Source organism: Soehngenia sp., assembly GCF_055108775.1.
In genome coordinates this window covers 1-19,534 of the sequence record NZ_JBSQIL010000018.1, presented here as the reverse complement: position 1 = coordinate 19,534, position 19,534 = coordinate 1, and the positions used below count along the sequence as shown (strand labels likewise).

The 19,534-nt window shown below is 31.2% G+C and carries 20 protein-coding genes, 2 tRNA genes and 1 pseudogene; 7 read left to right on the top strand and 16 right to left on the bottom strand.

Features of this window, described 5'->3' with window-relative positions; translation table 11 throughout:
* Positions 1-40: 40 nt before the first annotated feature.
* Positions 41-1,045: a BMP family lipoprotein gene (locus ACTB1H_RS03925; RefSeq protein ID WP_463261531.1), complete on the bottom strand. Its 1,005-nt coding sequence runs from the start codon at positions 1,043-1,045 to the stop codon at positions 41-43.
* 419 nt (positions 1,046-1,464) lie between these two features.
* Here ACTB1H_RS03925 and ACTB1H_RS03920 point away from each other — a divergent pair, with 419 nt between their 5' ends.
* Genes ACTB1H_RS03920 through ACTB1H_RS03905 form a run of 4 tightly spaced genes read left to right on the top strand, consistent with a single transcriptional unit; the run spans position 1,465 to position 6,028 of the window.
* Positions 1,465-2,277, top strand: a complete 813-nt coding sequence (locus tag ACTB1H_RS03920; RefSeq protein WP_463261530.1) for a CHAD domain-containing protein — start codon at positions 1,465-1,467, stop codon at positions 2,275-2,277.
* 29 nt (positions 2,278-2,306) lie between these two features.
* The gene (locus ACTB1H_RS03915) at positions 2,307-3,206 is read left to right on the top strand and encodes a Ppx/GppA phosphatase family protein (protein ID WP_463261529.1); all 900 of its coding nucleotides are present in this window, start codon (positions 2,307-2,309) and stop codon (positions 3,204-3,206) included.
* A 6-nt stretch (positions 3,207-3,212) separates the two neighbouring features.
* The gene (gene ppk1 / locus ACTB1H_RS03910) at positions 3,213-5,357 is read left to right on the top strand and encodes a polyphosphate kinase 1 (protein WP_463261528.1); all 2,145 of its coding nucleotides are present in this window, start codon (positions 3,213-3,215) and stop codon (positions 5,355-5,357) included.
* Positions 5,354-6,028 carry an HD domain-containing protein gene (locus ACTB1H_RS03905; RefSeq protein WP_463261527.1) on the top strand — a complete coding sequence of 225 codons (675 nt, stop codon included), beginning with the start codon at positions 5,354-5,356 and terminating at the stop codon, positions 6,026-6,028. Before ppk1 ends, ACTB1H_RS03905 begins: the two co-directional genes overlap by 4 nt.
* A gap of 22 nt (positions 6,029-6,050) precedes the next feature.
* Here ACTB1H_RS03905 and ACTB1H_RS03900 read toward each other — a convergent pair whose 3' ends face one another.
* Positions 6,051-7,559 carry a 4Fe-4S dicluster domain-containing protein gene (locus ACTB1H_RS03900; protein ID WP_463261526.1) on the bottom strand — a complete coding sequence of 503 codons (1,509 nt, stop codon included), beginning with the start codon at positions 7,557-7,559 and terminating at the stop codon, positions 6,051-6,053.
* Positions 7,560-7,592: 33 nt separating this feature from the next.
* Positions 7,593-7,865 (bottom strand): NAD(P)H-dependent oxidoreductase subunit E, encoded by a 273-nt coding sequence (locus ACTB1H_RS03895; RefSeq protein ID WP_463261525.1) that lies wholly within the window; start codon positions 7,863-7,865, stop codon positions 7,593-7,595.
* A 155-nt stretch (positions 7,866-8,020) separates the two neighbouring features.
* On the opposite strand from ACTB1H_RS03895, the gene ACTB1H_RS03890 reads away from it, so the two are divergent.
* Positions 8,021-9,358 carry a TldD/PmbA family protein gene (locus ACTB1H_RS03890; RefSeq protein WP_463261524.1) on the top strand — a complete coding sequence of 446 codons (1,338 nt, stop codon included), beginning with the start codon at positions 8,021-8,023 and terminating at the stop codon, positions 9,356-9,358.
* Positions 9,359-9,370: 12 nt separating this feature from the next.
* Positions 9,371-10,603: a metallopeptidase TldD-related protein gene (locus tag ACTB1H_RS03885; protein ID WP_463261523.1), complete on the top strand. Its 1,233-nt coding sequence runs from the start codon at positions 9,371-9,373 to the stop codon at positions 10,601-10,603.
* 34 nt (positions 10,604-10,637) lie between these two features.
* Here ACTB1H_RS03885 and ACTB1H_RS03880 read toward each other — a convergent pair whose 3' ends face one another.
* From ACTB1H_RS03880 to ACTB1H_RS03820, 13 genes are all read right to left on the bottom strand, one after another.
* Entirely contained in the window at positions 10,638-11,429 is a 792-nt protein-coding gene (locus tag ACTB1H_RS03880) for an ABC transporter permease (protein ID WP_463261522.1), read from the bottom strand.
* Positions 11,426-12,055 (bottom strand): ABC transporter ATP-binding protein, encoded by a 630-nt coding sequence (locus ACTB1H_RS03875; protein ID WP_463261521.1) that lies wholly within the window; start codon positions 12,053-12,055, stop codon positions 11,426-11,428. The genes ACTB1H_RS03880 and ACTB1H_RS03875 overlap by 4 nt, the downstream gene beginning before the upstream one ends.
* A gap of 419 nt (positions 12,056-12,474) precedes the next feature.
* Positions 12,475-12,792 carry a transposase gene (locus ACTB1H_RS03870; protein ID WP_463261538.1) on the bottom strand — a complete coding sequence of 106 codons (318 nt, stop codon included), beginning with the start codon at positions 12,790-12,792 and terminating at the stop codon, positions 12,475-12,477.
* A gap of 69 nt (positions 12,793-12,861) precedes the next feature.
* The gene (locus ACTB1H_RS03865) at positions 12,862-13,038 is read right to left on the bottom strand and encodes a hypothetical protein (RefSeq protein WP_463261537.1); all 177 of its coding nucleotides are present in this window, start codon (positions 13,036-13,038) and stop codon (positions 12,862-12,864) included.
* A gap of 469 nt (positions 13,039-13,507) precedes the next feature.
* On the bottom strand, positions 13,508-14,986 hold the full coding sequence (locus ACTB1H_RS03860; RefSeq protein WP_463261520.1) for a SprT-like domain-containing protein: 1,479 nt from the start codon (positions 14,984-14,986) through the stop codon (positions 13,508-13,510).
* A gap of 188 nt (positions 14,987-15,174) precedes the next feature.
* Positions 15,175-16,278, bottom strand: coding sequence for a plasmid pRiA4b ORF-3 family protein (locus tag ACTB1H_RS03855; RefSeq protein ID WP_463261519.1), 1,104 nt, complete (start codon positions 16,276-16,278; stop codon positions 15,175-15,177).
* Between the two features lie 204 nt (positions 16,279-16,482).
* Entirely contained in the window at positions 16,483-16,704 is a 222-nt protein-coding gene (locus ACTB1H_RS03850) for a hypothetical protein (RefSeq protein WP_463261518.1), read from the bottom strand.
* Between the two features lie 31 nt (positions 16,705-16,735).
* The gene (locus ACTB1H_RS03845; protein ID WP_463261517.1) at positions 16,736-16,867 is read right to left on the bottom strand and encodes a hypothetical protein; all 132 of its coding nucleotides are present in this window, start codon (positions 16,865-16,867) and stop codon (positions 16,736-16,738) included.
* Between the two features lie 206 nt (positions 16,868-17,073).
* Positions 17,074-17,358 (bottom strand): GIY-YIG nuclease family protein, encoded by a 285-nt coding sequence (locus ACTB1H_RS03840; protein WP_463261516.1) that lies wholly within the window; start codon positions 17,356-17,358, stop codon positions 17,074-17,076.
* 380 nt (positions 17,359-17,738) lie between these two features.
* Positions 17,739-17,827: transfer RNA gene (locus ACTB1H_RS03835), tRNA-Ser, on the bottom strand.
* Positions 17,828-17,830: 3 nt separating this feature from the next.
* Positions 17,831-18,280 (bottom strand): tRNA adenosine(34) deaminase TadA, encoded by a 450-nt coding sequence (gene tadA, locus ACTB1H_RS03830; protein WP_463261515.1) that lies wholly within the window; start codon positions 18,278-18,280, stop codon positions 17,831-17,833.
* Between the two features lie 11 nt (positions 18,281-18,291).
* Positions 18,292-18,367, bottom strand: a tRNA-Arg gene (locus ACTB1H_RS03825).
* 42 nt (positions 18,368-18,409) lie between these two features.
* Complete coding sequence (locus tag ACTB1H_RS03820; protein ID WP_463261514.1) at positions 18,410-19,018, bottom strand: sugar O-acetyltransferase; 609 nt, start codon at positions 19,016-19,018, stop codon at positions 18,410-18,412.
* Positions 19,019-19,315: 297 nt separating this feature from the next.
* Here ACTB1H_RS03820 and ACTB1H_RS03815 point away from each other — a divergent pair.
* Positions 19,316-19,534 (top strand): annotated as a pseudogene (locus ACTB1H_RS03815) (IS21 family transposase); the annotation flags it as partial.

Here is a 19,534-nt window from a genome sequence, read left to right as displayed (position 1 = left end):
AGTTGTTAAAATGGAGAAGTTAAAAACTTCTCCATTTTATCTATTTCGCAGTAGGTACTTCTATTTCCCCATTTATAATCAATTCTTTTATTTCATCAAGTTTGTCTTTCATATCATCAGTGACAAATTGTTTCATATCATCAGTTCCATAGGCCAATCCAACCCCATCTTCTTTTAACCCATAGAAAATAACTTTACCTTTTTCAATCTCATCGTTTTGTATCTTTATTATAGTGTCATAGATGGATTGTCCGACTTTTTTTACCATACTTGCAACTATAACATCAGGATTTATATATCTTTGGTCAGTATCAACACCAATTGCAAATTTCCCTTGTTCTTTTGCAGCTTCAAAAACTCCTTCTCCAGTTTTTCCTGCTACTTGGAAAATAATATCAGCACCTCTTGAATAAAGTGCAGTAGCACACTCTTTTCCTTTAGCAGGATCTTCAAAATCTTCAGCAAAAATTGTCTCAACTTTTATATCTTTATTTATATATTTAGCTCCAGCTTCATATCCTACTTGGAAGTTTCTTATGACAGGTAAATCCATTCCGCCAACCATACCAATTATGTTTGTATTTGTGAGCATTGCAGCTAAAGCCCCTGCTAAAAACGATCCTTCATTCTCTGCATAGCTTATAGTAATTAGATTGTCTATTCCCTCTATCTCGTTATCTACATATATGTAATACACATCAGGGAATTCCTTAGCTATCTCTTGAACAACATCGTAAAACTCATATCCAACTACTGCGACAATCGATGCATATTGAGATGCTTGAACTAGCTGATCATTAAACAGAGAAGCATCGTTTCTACATTCATATGTCTTATACTCAATACCTAATTCATTTTTAGCTCTTTCCACACCCTCATGTGCAGAGTCGTAAAATGACCTATCGCCAAGCCCTCCTGCGATGACTAAAGCAACTTTTGTCTTCTCTGAATTATCCCCATTTTGAGTCGTCGAACTGCTACAGCCACCAAAAATTACCGATGCCATTAGTATGAAAACTAACAAAATGGCTACTTTTCTTTTCATTAAGCTCCCCTCCCAATTATTTAATATTTATAATGATTATTTGTTAAATTTTTATCATGCTAATTATTCTTTTTTATGTTATAAAAAATCCATAAATCTGTTTAATTAGCAGGCTAAACTGTTTATAAGAAAATTATAACATATAGTTAATAAAAGTACAGTAGACAATATCAAATAAAATGATATCCCTAAATCAAACTAAGTAATAGCAAGCCATCATATTTTATTAATAAATTATTTAAATATTTCTTTTTTGTTTATTTTTTAACAATTTATTGATGAATATTTTCAATTTTTTCCTTTATTTTACGAATATTTTACATAAAAATATTATAATATAAACAATATAGAGTTATTACGATTAGTGTTTTATATATGTAAAAAAAGGTATCTATATAGTATATTTGGAGGTGTTAGTTATGAAAACTTCAAAATTGTTGAAGGCGAAATATAATAATATGTTAGAAGCTTATGAAGATATCGAAAATATGCTATATGACGTAGAATTTATACATAAATTTAGAGTAAACATAAGAGAAATTAGGTCATTACTCTATTTTTATAAACCTCTTCTTAAAAAGAAAAAGTATAACAAATTAAATGAGTTCTTAAAAAAGATTAGTGCCCAATTTTCAAATTTAAGAGATATTCAAATTGCAAAAGAGATTTATTATGATTATTGTGTAAAAAAAGATATACCATACCCCAACGAATTTTCTGAGATATTAATCAGCATTGAAGAAGCTATTGCCTCTGATTTAAAAAGAAATCTAGTCCCTATAGAAGAACTTGAAGGCAAAAAATCTCTACTATATTCATTGACTAAGCAGATAGATTCGTATGATGATTTAAAGTCCTTCTCAAAAAAAAGAATGAGAAACATTTCCCAGAAAATATTGCTTGAAATAAAAGAACTTGACTATAATAATTTTGAAAATGTTCATGATTTAAGGATAAATCTTAAGAAGTTAAAATACGCACTAAAATATTTAACATCTTCTCTTAAAGATTTCTCATTTTTACCCGAAAATATAGTTAATGATATTTCTGATTCTCTAGGTATCATATTAGATAAACATTCAGTTCTTAATATTTTATCAGCTTATCCTGATGTTTTTAACACTTACCATAAAAGCTATCAAAGGGGATTGTTTGAAGGTTATTTATACGGAGAATTAAATGAAGCTAAAAGTTATTATATAAATATGAAAGAAATGGTAGATACTTTATAATCCCATGAATAAAATTAGGAGGAAAAAATATGATTTATGCATTAGTAGACATTGGTTCCAATACAATGAGAATGAATATATATAAATGTTATAACAATGATATCGATTTATTGTTCACGTCAAAACAGCAAGCAGGTCTAGCTGGATATGTAGAAAATGGAATTATGTCAAAAAAAGGAATAAAAAAAGCAATAGATTCACTAAAAAGTTTCATAGAAATAGTTAATCACTTTGAAGTAGACAAGATGTATGTATTTGCAACAGCAGCACTTAGAAATGTTTACAATAGTGAATCAGCAGTATCAGAGATAGAGAATGCAACAGGATTAGATATTGATGTCATATCTGGTGAACAAGAGGCAAAATTAGACTTCATAGGCGCTACTAAACTCTTCGATTTGAAAGAGGGTATTTTGGTTGATATTGGTGGTGGAAGTACAGAAGTAGTAACCTTTAAAAATCAAAAAATAATTAATGCAATAAGCTTTCCTCTTGGCTCATTAAATAGCTACAAGATGTATGTGAAAGGAATATTGCCAGATAAGAAAGAAATTAAAGATATAAAAAACCATTTGGAAAGAGAACTAAGTGGACTTACCGAGTTACAAGAAGAAAATTATAAGGTATTATGTGGTGTGGGAGGAAGTATCAGAGCCACCAGAAAATTGCACAACTATATATTTGATCTTAAATCTGATAACAATACTATACCTGCTAAGAATTTGAAGCATATAGTTAAATTTTTAAGTAAGGGTTCAAAAGAAGCAGTAGACACAATTTTACAAATAACTCCTGATAGAGTTCATACTATTATCCCTGGAATGATCATACTTAATGAACTCGTTAAAAAATCAGGCTCAGAAGAAATTATCGTAAGTGATTATGGAGTAAGGGAAGGATATTTATTCGAAAAAGTCTTAAAGGAGTAGGGTTACATGGCAGATGATAAATTTCAATACGATACAAGTTATACTCAAAATAGAGAATTGTCTTGGCTTAGATTTAATGAAAGAGTTCTAGATGAGGCAGTCGATGAAACAGTTCCTATATTTGAAAGACTTAAATTTATATCCATTTTTTCCAGCAACTTAGACGAATTTTTTATGATTAGGGTAGGTAGCCTTTTGGATCTGTCTAGGCTTAAAAATCCGCCAATAGACAATAAAACTGGTTTAACTCCCCAAGAACAACTTGATAAAGTTTTTGAAACTGTGAAGCCATTATATAAAAAGAAGGATGAAATATTTTTTAAGGTTGAAAATTTGCTCAGACAATATGATATTTACAATTTAGATATAAATGAACTTACAGAATTAGAGTATGAATATGTTCAAAATTACTTTAAGAAAAATATCATGCCACTGCTTTCGCCTCAAATAATAGACTCTCATCATCCCTTTCCACACCTATGGAATAAAAGTTTATATATAGTAGGTACTTTGGTTTCAAAGGGTAAGACAAATTTAATAGGCTTCATAGAAATCCCAAAATCGATTCCCAGATTATTGTACCTAGATAGTGAAAAATTAAGATATATTTTAATTGAAAAAGTAGTACTTCACTTTTTTAATTCAGTTTTTAATTATTATAAAGTTTCCTCAAAGTCAATAATTTCAGTTACAAGAAATGCAGATATAAACCCTAAAGATGAAGCCTTTGACTTTGATGAACAAGATTTTAAGCTTCATATGAAACAGATTTTAAAAAAACGATCTAGACTTGCTCCTGTACGCTTAGAAATATATGAAGATCTTGAAAAAGAACTGAAAAATTATCTACTTCTAAAATTAAATTTATCTCAAAATCAAGTTTTTAATACATCAACCCCAATAATGCTAGACTATGTAGCTCTAATTGAAGATAAGTTAAATCCTCAGTTGAGAAATAAACTAGTTTATCAGAAGTTTGAACCAGCTTATCCTTCGAGCTTAAATCCTAATAAGAGTCTGATCCCTCAGATACAAAAGAAAGATGTAATGATGTATTACCCATATCAAGATATAAAAGCCCTAATAGATTTATTAAAAGAAGCCGCTGTTTCTAAAAAAGTTAAGTCTATAAAGATTTCATTATATAGGCTAGCAAATAAATCAAAAGTCGTGGAATACTTATGTCAAGCAGCAGAAAACGGAAAAGATGTAACCGTGCTTATAGAATTAAGGGCGAGGTTTGATGAGCAAAACAACATAGAATGGGCGGAGAGATTGGATGAATCTGGTTGCAAAGTCATCTATGGAATAGAAGACTATAAAGTGCATTCAAAAATTTGTCTAATAACTTATATGGAAAAAGATAAAATAAACTATATTACCCAAATTGGCACAGGAAACTACAATGAAAAAACTGCAAGGTTGTACTCTGATCTCTCTTTGATTACAGGAAATAGAGAAATTGGTGAAGATGCATTAGAGTTCTTCAAAAATATGGCAATAAGCAACTTAAATGGGACTTACAAACATTTAGCAATAGCTCCTTATTCACTAAAAACCATGTTAATTGAAGAAATCGATAGACAAATTGAAAATGCAAAATCAGACAAATCTGCAAGAATCATCATCAAAGCTAATTCAATAACCGAAAGAGATCTAATAGATAAATTGATGGAAGCATCTTGTGCCGGAGTTAAAATAGACTTAATAATCAGAGGTATATGCTGTATATTGCCAGGCATAGAGGGAAAAACTGAAAATATCACTATAACAAATATAGTAGGTAGATTTTTAGAACATTCTAGAGTTTATTTGTTTGGAGAATCCGAAAATAGAAGTATTTATATTTCTTCAGCAGATTTAATGACTAGAAATTTAAATAGAAGAGTTGAAGTAGCTGTGCCAATTTATGATGAAAGCATTAGAGATAGTATCGAAAAATTCTTAGAATTAAATCTCAAAGACAATAAAAAATCAAGACTGATGGCAAGTACTGGAGAGTACATAAAAAAAGAAATCAACTCAGAGGAAATACTAAATTGTCAGGAATATTTGCTTAATTTAGCTTTGAGCGCAAATAACACTAATTCAATTAAAATGAGATTTAATTTTATCACTAATTTCTTTAAAAATAGGTGGGGTACTAGATGAATAAAAAAGAATTTAAACGTCTTGAAAAATTTATGAAAAAACACAATTCAGATCAAGCCCATGATCTTGAACATATATACAGAGTGCTTTATTTAGCTTTAGAAATAGCTCAATATGAAAAAGATGTGGATATGGATGTTTTGATTGCTGCTAGCTTGCTTCATGACATAGGCAGAAAGGCCCAATCAAAAAACAAAAATATAAACCATGCTAAAAAAGGAGCTAAAATAGCTAAAAAATTTCTAATAGATAATAATTATAGTGAAGATTTTGCAGATAAAGTTTCAAGCTGTATAGAAAAACATAGATTTAGAGGCGATAACCCCCCTACAACGATTGAAGAAAAAATACTATTTGATGCTGATAAGCTAGATGTCTTAGGTGCGATAGGCATAGCTAGAACCATAATCTATCAGACAGAAATACATTCTAATCTATACAATTTAGATAAAAATGGAAATTTACTCCATGGAGAAGATGACAAAGAAGATTCATTTTTACATGAATATAAATATAAAATCGAAACTGTGTCGGATAAGCTTTATACATCAAGAGCGAAAGAAATCGCATCTAAAAGAATTAAAATAGCAGAATTATACTACAATAGCTTAATAGAAGAATTAGAAGAATCCTATAAAAACAAAAAAATGATTGAAGAAATTTTAGAATAAAAGATACACTTTTAGTGTATCTTTATTGTTGTTTTTTTAAATTTTCATCTATCAATTCATTATCAAGTGGTGTCTTGTAAACTGATTTATTCTTAAATGCTTCAACTGCCTTTTTAACTCTAGTAGTTGATGCTATTGTGCCAGGTCCAGCTATACAACCTCCAGGACAAGCCATTCCTTCCAATAAATATCCGTTTTTCCTGCCAGCTTTTGCTTGAAACATAAGTTTTACACAATCTGCTAAATTTGAAGCAGACTCTACATTTATCTCTCGCGTTGGATCTAGAAGTTGAGCAGTCTTTTTAACAGCTTCTGCAACTCCCCCAGCAACTGAATATCCCCTTCCAAGTGTCGAAGCATCTTGTATTTCTTTAGAAATTTCTATCTCAGAAAGTTCTATATTTTTAGCAACAAAAATACCCATTAGTTCCTCAAATGTAATTACAAAATGAACATAGTCTTTTACATCTTCTCTGAGTGCTTCTAGCTTTTTAGATATACAAGGCCCTATGAATGTAATGATTGCATCTTTATCTTTTTTCTTTATATATTTTGCAGTTTCTACCATTGGAGAAGCTGAATCTGAAATATACTCATATTGTTCTGGAAATTTGTTTTTTACCATAAGAGCCCATGAATTGCAGCAACTAGTTCCCATAAAAGGTATTTCGTTTGGTACTTTATGCAAAAATTCTTTAGCCTCATTTAAAGTAGTTATGTCTGCTCCTAAGCTTACTTCTACCACATCTTTAAATCCCAACCTCTTTATTCCTTCGACGATTTGCTCTGGAGTAGTTAAAGCACCAAATTGCCCGATAAACGAAGGTGCTATCATAGCATACATATTCTTCTTAGTTTTAAGAGCTTTTATGAGCTGATAAATTTGAGATTTATCAGCAATTGCACCAAATGGGCACTGTATGATGCATCTACCACAAGATACACATTTTTCTTGATTGATCTTAGCCCTGCCTAGATAATCGCTCTCTATTGCGTTTACTCCACAAACAGCAGCACAAGGTCTATTATATTCTACTATTGCATTATAAGGGCAACCGTCTCTACATCTGCCGCATTTTATACACTTGTCTTGATCTATTATTGCCCTGTCTTTTCCAATTGAAACTGCATTTACAGGACACACATTTGTGCATGGATGTGCAAGGCACTTTCTACAGTTATCAGTCACTTTAAAAGCTCTAGTTGGACAAGCTTCACAAGCAAAAGTTATGACATTCACTAAATCTGGGATGAATCTTGACTCATCTATATTGACTTCATCTATCCCCTCTGTAACCCTCGTAAACTCGCTCATGCTTCTAACATTAAGTCCCATAGTTAGTCTGAGCCTTTCTTCAACGACTGCTCTTTCCCTGAATATATTTTCTCTATATGTAGCTACCTCACCAGGAATTATATTGTATGCAGCTTTCTCAAGCTCATTGAGATCAGTATCCTCATAAGCCATTTTTGCGATTTCCACAAAGACCTTCCTGCGTATATTTATTAGGTCAACATAACTTTCTTTCATGAATTTTCTCTTCCTCCGAAATTAAATTGAAAATTATCCTTTTCTCATTTTATCCATTATTTTCTCCATAACAATCTGCCCTGTAGCATTAAATATTACATCTTCTTCTACAATAACAACCGGCGCTATATCTGAATCCACTTCTTTACAATATCCTAGACATTTAATAGACTCAATTTCAAGCTCTTCTTCTTTGTATTCATTTTCATTTTCGTCAATAATCTCCCTTAAGCTTTCAATTTGATCTAATAAATTCATCGCTCCTAATAAAGTACAATTTGAACCCATACAAATTTTCACTTTCATATAAATCCCCCTAACTGTTGTTGGTAATCTATTAAAATCACAAGTTGATTTAATTATATAACATATTTAAAGATAGTTAAAGTATTAACTAATTGTTTCGTGTTTGAAAATATGATAAGATTATACAAACTATAAAAATGTCAGGAGGCTTAGCAATGTTTACTTTCCCAAAAGGTTTATACACAGATGTACGGATTGAAGATGTCTATGAAACCAAAATAATTTACACAATGGGCGAAATTGAAGAATCAAAAGTAAGAACCTACAAAGCTGCTTTTATTAGAATATTTGATGGAGAAAAATGGTACTATAATTCTACTTCAAATGTAGAAAATATTCAAGCTGAAATTGACACTTTAAAAGAATTTGCAAATCCAAAAGAACACATCGAAGAAAATCCAATCGTTAAAAAATTCCAAGTCAATAATGATGAGTTGTTCAAATTTATTGATGATGATGTTAAGAAATTCGATATCAAGGAAAAACAAAATATTTTAAAAGAATATTTCCCTTTACTTGAAGAATATGAATTTATAAAACATTGGAAGGCATATTATATAGATAGAAAGATATTAAAAGAATTCTATTCAAGCAAAGGCTCATCAATAAAATTTGATAATCAAACAATAGGATTAGCAATTAGAATGCAATTTGTAGAAGGAGATAAGCTTCTGTCAGAGAGCTATCAAAAGTCTTCAAACAATTTAAATGATTTAAAGGAAAAAATTAAAGATTTTAGACCATTTATATCGAAATGCCATGATTTTTTAATAAATTCCCAACCTGTTAAGCCAGGGAAATACACAGTAATATTGTCCCCTATTGCAGCAGGTGTATTTGCCCATGAGAGTTTTGGACATAAAAGCGAGTCAGACTTTATGATAGGTGATGAAACCATGAAAAGAGAATGGGCAATAGGTAAAACTGTTGGAAATGAATTGTTAAGCATAGTAGATGATGGCAATATAGATGGAAACGGATATGTCCCATATGACGATGAAGGCACTAAAGCAGAAAAAACTTATTTAATAAAAAATGGACTATTAAGCGGACGTCTACATAGTGCAACTACTGCATGCTATTTAGATGAAGATTTAACCGGAAACGCAAGAGCGGTAAACTTTGAATACGAGCCGATAGTTCGAATGACTACTACCTATATAGAGCCAGGAAATCATTCAAAAGAAGAGCTTTTTAGTGAAGTGGAAAACGGTATATACATCGACGAAATAAAACATGGCTCAGGAATGTCCACTTTCACTATCGCTCCATCACTTGCATATTATATCAAGGATGGAAAAATTGCAGAACCAGTAAACATTTCAGTTGTGACTGGCAATGTAATGGAAACTTTAAATGAAATCGACGGACTTTCAAATGAAACTGAAATTATGAGCTTCATATTAGGTGGATGCGGAAAAATGGAGCAATTCCCTCTGCCTGTTGGCTTTGGAGGCCCTTATGTCAGAGTAAACAATTTAAACGTTCAGTAGGAGGTGAAATAGATGATAAAGGAAAAATATATAACTAATATAAAAGAGATATCCCTAAATGTAAGCCAAAGTAGAATTGATTCAATAAGAAACAAAAATATAACTAAAACTGGCCTTAGAGTCTATGACAATGGCTATATCGGATATTCAGGGGCAATCGGAAATTATGACGAAAAAGATTTGCTGGATAGAGCAATAGCTACTCTTGATAATAAAATATCATATGACTATGAAATTGAAAGCAACAAAAAAATACACGAAGATTACTCATCAGAAATAATAGATGAAAATAAAATGGTAGATGAATTAGAAAGTCTCTTAAGTGTTCTTAGAGAAGAACAGTCTGATTTCTATTTCTCACATAAATTCAATTTAACTGATTACACTGTAAATTTAATCAATGAAAAAGGCTTAGATTTATATTATAAAGACAGATATATATCGCTAGCTTTGTTATTTAAAGAAAAAAAGTCATTAAATATAATAGATGGTTTTGTAGTCTTTGAAGGGAGAAAATACGATAGAAATTTAGCATTAAAAGATATAAATCACACATTAAATGCATATAAAAATAAAGTAGAGTTGCCAAATAAAAAAACTCTACCAGTTGTATTTGACACTAGTGAGGAACTCCCATTTCTAAAATTTATTCACGATCTAGACGGCAACAATTTTGGCAGTGGTAGCTCATTATTAAGCAGCAAATTAGGCACTAAAGTATTTAGTGATAATTTTACACTATACCAAAACAACAATCCTAATTATATGAGAGTTCCTTTCTTTGATGCAGAAGGTGTGATCAATGAAGGATATGAATGTGCATTGATTGAAAACGGAGTAGTAATGACTCCATATACAGACAAGAGGACCTCTAAAAAATACAATCTCAAACTTACAGGATCTGCTACTTGCGAATACGACGGTGTCCCAACTTTAGGTATACCAAGTTTTAGGATTAAAGAGTCAGAAAAAACAGCCAAAGAGCTTTTAGGTGGAGAAATGGGTATCTTTGTTTTAATGACTTCCGGAGGAGATTTTACCCCTGAAGGTAATTTCGCAGCACCAGTTCAACTAGGGTTTTTATTTGACGGTGAGAAATTCATTGGCAGACTTCCAGAATTAAACATCTCATCAAATGTATTTGAAATGTTTGGTAGTTCATTTAGAGGGGTTAGTAAAAACAATATAAGTCCACTGACAACTAGCAAATATCTGATAATGGATATGAATGTAAGTAGAATTTGATAAAGAAAGCCTTAGAAAAAATCTAAGGCTTTCTTTAATTTTCATATATAAATTCAATTTGATTTCTATCGTTATAAAGAGTTCTAAGCCCAAGTATAAGCGATGAAAAAGTCGCAAGACAAACGACTGTAGCTATAGCAATCATGATGGCAATTTGGTAAAGAATCGCAGTTGTCGGTGGAGTACCTGATAAAATCTGACCAGTCATCATTCCAGGTAGTGATATAATCCCCATCCCTACCATGTTGTTTAAAGTTGGAAGGAGAGCTGTTTCTAAAGCATTTTGTGAAAATGGCAATAAAATTTTTCTTGGTTTTACTCCTAAATTTAAAAGAGTCTCAACTCTCTTTCTCTGTGAACTAAAGCTGTCTTTAAAGCTTTTTAACCCTAAATTCACACCAGTCATAGCATTTCCCAATATCATTCCAGAAAGAGGAATAGTGTATTGAGGATTAAAAAAGTCAACTCTCACAACTACTATTACAAAAAATGCTAAAATAATAAGCCCCGATCCTGCTAGAGATAACCCTACTGCCCATTTAAAAGAATTATTTAACCATTTGTTTTTTGACAATGCCCTGTGTATGGCAAAAAGCGTCATGGACAATAGATAAAGGCTAGTAAACAGCGGACTTGGATTTTCAAATATATATGTTAGAATAAACCCTGCTAAAGTTAATTGTACAGTCATTCGCAAACTTGCAACAATTAAAAGTTTTGTTTGATTTACATTTGCTTTCTTCATGATAGCCAACACAACTATCAAAAGTAAGTATATCAAAGAAAACTGAAAAATACTCAGTTTAACTACACCCGCATTTGTCATATTACCTTGCTCCCTTCTATGTCGATCAATTCTTCAGCAAATTCGTCAGAAAGACTCTTATCGTGACTTACAACAATAACAGTCATATCTTTAGTTTTAGCAAGCTTTATGATTTCCCTTAATAAAGATTTTGCATTATTTGCATCCAATGCACTAGTAGGTTCATCAAGCATTAAAACTTTAGGTAAAAAAGACAAAAATATCGCAGTATAAAGCCTTTGAGCTTCTCCACCAGAAAGAATGCTCGTCTGAGTTTCAAGTGGAAAATCAAGCTGGCATATAGATAAAAATTCTAACATCGCTTCTTCATCAGGCATATCCATTTCTCTGTATGAGTAAAATTTTTCGAAATTATCTCTTATGCTTCCATCAAATAAATACACCGACTGCCCCACTAGCAGCACTTCTTGCCTGAGTTTTAAAGTGTCTATTTCATCAATATTTTTCCCTTCATAAAAAATAGCACCTGAACTAGGTGATAAAGTAGCATTAAATAACTTTAACAATGTGCTTTTACCACTACCTGAACTTCCAACAAGAAAAACTACTTTTCCTCTTTCAATAGAAATATCTGGGTATCTTATAAAATCTTCAAATACTAAGTCTTTCGTCTTAATTATATCCATATCTATCTCCTATAGTTGAATTTAAGCAATATAATGATACCAAAATAAAAGAGATTATTCAATTAATATGTAATACCTTTGGTTTTTAATCTCTTGACACCACTAGGCATTTGTTGTCCTTTATATTTCTAAAAATTACTTTTATGTTGTTAAAACTGTATTTCTCAGTCTATGTTATCTTTTGGAAAATATATTTTCAATGATTTCAAAAGACAATCTAATTCCTTCAAACTAAGTAACATTTATCAAATTATTCTAAATTTCGCACTTAACTTTTTCAGCTATTTGTTCTGCTATTAATTGTATAATATTATTCATAGAGAATATCCTCCTTTTCTTTTAGTTTAGACGATTACATTATATCAAATTGAGGATCATTCTCTATATTTTTTATTTATTTGTCCAACAATTATTTTACACTAAGAGTTATCAATTGTTATATTTAACCATGAATTATAATAGAACTTCTCTTTTTTTAATCTCCCAAAGAATCCTTTGCACGCTGAATTGTCTGGGGAACATCCTTTTCTAAACATTGATCTAATTAATTTTGCATCATCCATTCGTTTTATCCAACCAGGCCATCTGTAGTGGGCTCCTCTATCTGAATGAATAATAGGATGACCATCTGGGCTCAGTGTATAAATTGCATTGTCAAGCATTGTATTAACCAAATCAGCATTTGGAGATGTCCCAATTGTCCAACTTATAACTATACCATCAAAGCAATCAACAATTGGTGATAAATACTCTTTGCATGCAGGAATATGAAATTCTGTTATTTCTGTTAAACATTTTGTAATAGGCTATGAAGAATGAAAATCTTGCTGTATTATATTATCTACTTCTGGGCTAATTTCACAAATATACGATGAATATTTCCTCTGTTTTGGTTGACAAATAATAATATCATTCTGCTCCATAATTCTTCGTATTACTTTTTCAGATACAAAAATTCCTTTATTCTTTAAAACTAAATAAATTCTTCTATACCATATGTTTTATAATCATTTTTAAAGATATTAATTATATCTTCTTCTAGTTGAGTGTATTTGTTTGCTTTTGAAAGCTAAGCTCTTTGATAGAAGTAGCTACTTTTGGGAAGTTTCATAAAAAGAAATAATTACTTTAATAAATATTTGTTTTTAAGGGAATCAATCAATTCCGTTTTTTCTTTATTTGTTAGGGTGAATTGTATAATTAAATGAAACACAACTAAAAAACAACGCTCATGAGAGCTTCTCTGTTATATTGTTATCAATGACAATAAACAGAAACGGAGAAGATCATGAGCTTAGTATATTGTATCATAACAAATCCAACAAAGATTCATCTGAATACTTTCGTTTCTATTTAAGTTACTCAAGGCATTTCCATGCAAGTTGGATAGTATTTTCATTAAATTTACTATATTGACCATTCTTTCTATGAAGTCAAATACTTAACATCGGACTACTTTTTCATACTAAAAACATTGGCTAACTTCACAAATAAAGATTCTTGTTTAATCTTACTTTCATCCAATTTACTTTCTTCAAACTTAATTCGATTGTTAAATAATTCAATTCCCATTTCACCTATAATTTTGCCCAGTTCATGTTCAAAGTTGCGATTATTATCAGGATATCCTGTTGTAGCATGTATATACTCATGAATTAAAACTTCATAAAAATCATTTTCGTTATCAAGAACACTTTCTTTAATGATAATCGCATTCTCTTTTGGATCATAAACTCCTTTTGTATCGCCACTGCTATATTCATTTATAGTTTTAGAAATTTTTATTCTGTGTCTCCATTTATTATCTTTCAACCAATCCATAACAATATGATATTTTTCCCAAACTATTTTCCTTTCTGTAGATAATTCCTTTGGTAATACCCATATATATTCAAATTTATCATTGTACTCTTCACGTACTAAATTGAAAGTTCCCATTACATTGCCTTTTATATCTCTAGAATCCTTGATTTTATCAAAAGCATTCTGAGGAACTATAACCAACTCACGTTCCGATTCAACAATTTTCTCCTTATCATCATTTGACAATTGATATGCTTCCATTTGAGATACATATATAACTGATTTTTGAGCATTGTATGTTTTCATTGCATGAGCTTGAATATCGACATAATTAATTTCATCATGCCCTGTGCCTGTATTCAAATTTTTCAATTCATTAATTAACTGTTGTATAACGATTTCACTCTGACTTTTTAATAGTAACTTTTTTACACTGTCTGCATATGCAGTTCTTCCTACATTACTGCGTTCCCTGTTAAGAGCTTTTTTCATAGCAGCAGAAATTCTTGTTATATTATAACTAAACATATAATTTTCTTCTTGTGCTACTTGAATACCATTAACATATATTATGGCTGCATTTCCATTTTTTCTATATATCTCACCAAATTCTGTTTTCTCAATTGGTTTTTCAGGATTAAACGCTAAGAAAAGTTCCTTTGCTTTTGAAATATCATCATCAGAAATTGACAAGATAAATTCGGTACCAACAAAATCGTATTCGTCAGATTCAGATACAGAAATATGTAGAGTTTCAATGTCTCCAAAGCCACCTTTTTTATGCATTTCAGTAGAAAAAATACCATGCTTAGATTTTATTTTAACATCAATATTATGTCGATAAAAAACTGCTAATGCATCTTTTAATCCTACTCCAAATTTCCCAATTATGCCTTCAGCATTGTTCTTTTCTTCACTTTCATTCTGAGAAAAATGTTGATAATTTAAGCCACGACCAAAATCTCTGATATGCCAAAACCCTGTTTTGTCTTTAAAAATATCAACAGGTGGTGAATTAGTTAATATTGTTTCATCTAAAGCATTAGCTATAATCTCTCGTACAGCATGATAAACTTCCCAATTTTCTAAAACCTGTTCAATGTTTAAGTCAAAATAGCGTTTTCCCATTGAAATGATCTCCTTATTTTTAATTTTCTCCTGGGTAGATTCTACTTACTCAGATTTTCCATTATTTGTATCATAGTCTGAAACACAAACTTCCATAGAATTAAGGTCTCTACTTCAATAACCAAATTACTTCAACCTGAGTAGAGTTACTAATTTGACTGTCATTAATTATGTATCTAAAATATCCATCAAACATAAATTACCCTTGGCCTTTTTTGCCTGTCATAAAGCTCCGGCGTCCAAAATCTCGCCCACTCTTTCATTTCCATGTGTCTTGGATGTTCAGGATTCATAATAATTTCTCGGAAGTTCAAGAAGCCTTGAACCCCTCCCACATCCTCAGGTGGAGTTTTACCTCTTGCTTCAACTAAATATGGTGATTCCTTATCATAATCCTCAATCACTCGTACAAGATGTATATCATGCCTCCACCAATCACCCATGTCATAAGTGTAGAGGATGTTTTTATACTTAGGCATAAATTCTGATAGCCTATGTCCTGTCAATAAAATAGCTTCTTGATCGTACTCTATGTCTTCCTCATATGGAACCATTCTTACAAGTGGTTTCTGTTTTTTACCATTAGGAATAATAAAATCGTAAAGATGACGGTTTTCCCAACCAAACAAGTACTGTATTAGCTTATGCAATTTCGCTAATTCTATATCCGCAGGTACAATTATCCTCCGTTCCGCTTTGTAAATTTCTAGATCAAGTGTGATCATCAATTCAAAAGCACGGTACTTATATGGTTTCTTTCCTGTTAGCTCAGAAAGTTCGTTAATCATTTTTTTGTAAGGAATAAACCTATCGTTCAAATTGTGAGAATAATTGATTGATCTGTAATTTATAGAAGCTCCAATCGTATCGCAGAACATTTTTCCAATTTCATTATATTCTATTCCCACATAGATAGCGCAGTCCAACCCCGCCTTCGTCACCCAGGAAGCTGCTTGTCTGCTGCTATTTTTTACAAACTCCACCTCTCCTGCTATATGCATATATTCACTCACTATTTCAGGGTTTATATTCATGTAAAGAAGTGTGTGCGAAATAGCATTCTTCATGATTTCTTCAGCGCTTTTGAGATCCTTGCGTTTGACTTGGTAAATAGCTACTGTAAATCGAGTTGCGTTGTTCACTAAAACGAGCATGTCCTCAGTTCTGAGATTACTCCACACATTTGTCCAGTTTGCAGTCCATAAAAACAGAGGATTAATTGTTTTTTCATCAGCAGCAGAAATCTTTAATCCCATAGCATCTGCTAACTTTTTTGTAAGCGCAATTTGCATTGTCCTCACCCTCTATTGTTCATTTATATCTTAACATTTACCATCTTTATATTCCTCTTTATTCTATACCCTAAATCAATGAAATACTTAAAACCTATACTTCTAAAGAATGCTTATATGCTGTTTCAACTGGCTTCTCAAAATTAATCTCTAAAATTTACACTTCAAATTCCAGTTGTACGAATCTATTGATTAATGTTTTTTCTACTTTTCTTTCTGAATATCATTTTTTTCAGGTGCTTGTTCAATGTTTTCATTTAATTGACTTGTTATTTCTTGTAAAGTTTTGATACCAATCTCATTTACAATTTCCGCAACTGAATCTATAATGCTCTCTAGGCTTCCTTCACCTTCGAGAACTTTTGCTATACTATTTTCAATCTCAGCCTTTACTTTTTCTGATATTAACTGTTTATAATCATCCATATATAACATCCTCTCATTTTTATAGTTGCGTTTACTTCATTATATCAAATGAAGGATCATTTCCCACATCTTTTATATATTTCTTTGAACAATTATTTTGCACTAAGAAAATTACTGGATCTGGATATAGCATTGATAAAGTAATCTTTTGCAAGTTTACCATCAATTTCTATCACGCAAAGCTGGATTAATTTTCTTGCTAGCTTCCATATTATTCATAGTATCTTCTAAAGATTCCACCAAATAGTTGAGGAAAACTGCATATTCCATTAATAATGTGTAATAAGATCCTTCACTTTGTTCAGGATGACAAGCCCAGAATTTTAAGTATATTACAGAATCCTGTCATTCTGAACGTTGAGAATAATCTTATCTTTTAAACTCCTCCGTTAAATCTTTCCATAATGGATTTACAACTTCTACTAATTGATTTTTCTTCTGCCTTGTCCAACCTTTAATTTCTTTTTCCCTTGCTATAGCTGAATTTACATCTGAAGTATATTCAAAATATACTAATTTATTTACATTATATTTTTCCGTAAAACCTTTTACTAACTTATTTTTATGCTCATATATTCTTCGCTCTAAATCATTTGTAACACCTGTATATAAAACTTTGTTGTTCCAATTTGTTAACATATATACATAGTACAAATTCATCACCCCTTTAAGATTCTTCGCTACGCTCATTACATATGTACAATAATTATTTTAATCATATATCCTTGATTTTCCATATATTCTATCAAATAAATTAACTAATTTCTACTTAGCTTTATTCAAAACAAAAAATAACCAGCTAGTCTAAAGTTTTATAACCTTTAAACCAGTGGGTTCTAAATCTTTATATTCCTATTTCTGCTTCATCTCTAAAGTAAAATATTATATTATTATAATATTCTATAACTGTCTAATCTATATCCGTAGAGGTATCTATAGTATCTTTTCTGACCTTATTTTCTTGTTGCTTTCTACCAAAAACAACAAAACTCCTTGATTTCAAGGAGTTTCTATTGTATCAATATTTAATTTATTGGCGGAGAAGGTGGGATTCGAACCCACGTGCCCGTGAAGGCAACCTGATTTCGAGTCAGGCTCGTTATGACCACTTCGATACTTCTCCATATTATTTTTTGTTTTTTCGCAAGTCTTTAAAAAAGTCAACAAGCAATTGCCTGCATTCGTCTTCTAATATTCCTTTGGTTAATTCTATTTTATGATTTAAATTAGGGTGAGCTGTCAAATCTTCAACCGAGCCACAAAATCCTCTTTTTTCATCCATTGTTCCAATTACCAGTCTATTGATTCTTGCATTTACTAAAGCCCCTGCACACATAGCACAAGGCTCTAAAGTTACATACATTGTGCAGTTTAATAACCTCCAACCGCCCAAAACCTGTGATGCTTTTTTTATAGCTATTATTTCTGCGTGGTCTGTTGGGTCTTTCGTGATTTCTTTCATGTTGTATCCTTCTGCTATTATTCTTTCTTCATGCACAATAACAGCACCTACTGGTACATCGCAGGTGCTTAGTTTTGCTAGTTCAATAGCTCTTCGCATGAAAAATTCATCCATAAAATCACCTATGGTGCACCCGAGAGGAATCGAACCCCTGCACATGCCTTAGGAGGGCACCGCTCTATCCTACTGAGCTACGGGTGCTTACTACCATAATATTCTACATTAATTTAAGGCCTTTGTCAATTACTTATAATCCTCTATATCGAATATTCGGTCTTTGAAGTAGTATTTTCTGTCCTCTTCTGTTATCTTTCTAATGACTTTGCATGGGTTACCTACCGCTATCACATCATCAGGAATGTCTTTTGTTACTACACTTCCTGCTCCAACTACTACATTATTTCCTATCGTTACTCCTGGCAAAACAACTACTGAACCGCCTAGCCATACATTGTCACCAATTTTTATAGGGATACCATATTCATATCCTGAATTTCTTGAGTCTGGGTGGATTGGATGACCCGCGGTGAGTATCGAGACATTGGTTGCAAATAAACAGTTCTTGCCTATGGTTACTTTCCCTACATCGAGTATGACTAAGTTGTGATTTGAGTAAAATCCATCGCCTATCTCTATGTTGTATCCATAATCGCAGTAAAATGGAGGCTCAATATGTATATTCCCATTTGCAACTACTATATCTTTAATCATCTCTTTAAGTTTTTCTAAATCATCAGGGTATGTATGGTTATAATCATAAATTTTTCTTTTGTTTTTTAGCCTATCCTCCAATAGTCCATCTAAGTTTGACTTATATGGGAGTTGTTTTAGCATTCTCTCTTTTTGATCCATTTAATCACCTCTTAATTTATTACTCTTATCATATAATATTCAGGTTGTTTATGCTATAATTATTAATTAATAAAAGTATTATATGAAAGGGGTTTAGCTATGGCAAAAGATACGGATATCACTCTTCGCAATAAGATAATTTATGAAGTATATGTAAGAAATCATTCTGAAAAAGGTGACTTTAATTCTGTAACTAATGATTTAGTGTAAATGATATAACTAAAATGTACAAAAAAGAGAAAATAAAAATGTACAAAATTGTGCATAATTGCTATTCTCCTTTTAGGAGGGATAGCAATGGAAGACAACTTAAGAGCACAACTAAGAATAATAAAAGTTATGGATCTAAAACCCAACTATTCAGAATTAGCTAGAAAATATGGATTTGATAGAAGAACAGTTAAAAAATATTATGAGGGATATGAAGGAAAGCCCAAAACAAGAGATAAACCAAGTAAATTAGATAAATACCAAGATGAAATAATTGAAAAGTTACAAATCGATGGAATTAAAGTA

Bases quoted from the DNA above. Each gene is read 5' to 3' on its own strand.
- ACTB1H_RS03925 (WP_463261531.1), bottom strand. From the start codon at position 1,045: ATGAAAAGAAAAGTAGCCATTTTGTTAGTTTTCATACTAATGGCATCG.
- ACTB1H_RS03920 (WP_463261530.1), top strand. From the start codon at position 1,465: ATGAAAACTTCAAAATTGTTGAAGGCGAAATATAATAATATGTTAGAA.
- ACTB1H_RS03915 (WP_463261529.1), top strand. From the start codon at position 2,307: ATGATTTATGCATTAGTAGACATTGGTTCCAATACAATGAGAATGAAT.
- ppk1 (WP_463261528.1), top strand. From the start codon at position 3,213: ATGGCAGATGATAAATTTCAATACGATACAAGTTATACTCAAAATAGA.
- ACTB1H_RS03905 (WP_463261527.1), top strand. From the start codon at position 5,354: ATGAATAAAAAAGAATTTAAACGTCTTGAAAAATTTATGAAAAAACAC.
- ACTB1H_RS03900 (WP_463261526.1), bottom strand. From the start codon at position 7,559: ATGAAAGAAAGTTATGTTGACCTAATAAATATACGCAGGAAGGTCTTT.
- ACTB1H_RS03895 (WP_463261525.1), bottom strand. From the start codon at position 7,865: ATGAAAGTGAAAATTTGTATGGGTTCAAATTGTACTTTATTAGGAGCG.
- ACTB1H_RS03890 (WP_463261524.1), top strand. From the start codon at position 8,021: ATGTTTACTTTCCCAAAAGGTTTATACACAGATGTACGGATTGAAGAT.
- ACTB1H_RS03885 (WP_463261523.1), top strand. From the start codon at position 9,371: ATGATAAAGGAAAAATATATAACTAATATAAAAGAGATATCCCTAAAT.
- ACTB1H_RS03880 (WP_463261522.1), bottom strand. From the start codon at position 11,429: ATGACAAATGCGGGTGTAGTTAAACTGAGTATTTTTCAGTTTTCTTTG.
- ACTB1H_RS03875 (WP_463261521.1), bottom strand. From the start codon at position 12,055: ATGGATATAATTAAGACGAAAGACTTAGTATTTGAAGATTTTATAAGA.
- ACTB1H_RS03860 (WP_463261520.1), bottom strand. From the start codon at position 14,986: ATGGGAAAACGCTATTTTGACTTAAACATTGAACAGGTTTTAGAAAAT.
- ACTB1H_RS03855 (WP_463261519.1), bottom strand. From the start codon at position 16,278: ATGCAAATTGCGCTTACAAAAAAGTTAGCAGATGCTATGGGATTAAAG.
- ACTB1H_RS03850 (WP_463261518.1), bottom strand. From the start codon at position 16,704: ATGGATGATTATAAACAGTTAATATCAGAAAAAGTAAAGGCTGAGATT.
- ACTB1H_RS03845 (WP_463261517.1), bottom strand. From the start codon at position 16,867: ATGGTAAACTTGCAAAAGATTACTTTATCAATGCTATATCCAGATCCA.
- tadA (WP_463261515.1), bottom strand. From the start codon at position 18,280: ATGGATGAATTTTTCATGCGAAGAGCTATTGAACTAGCAAAACTAAGC.
- ACTB1H_RS03820 (WP_463261514.1), bottom strand. From the start codon at position 19,018: ATGGATCAAAAAGAGAGAATGCTAAAACAACTCCCATATAAGTCAAAC.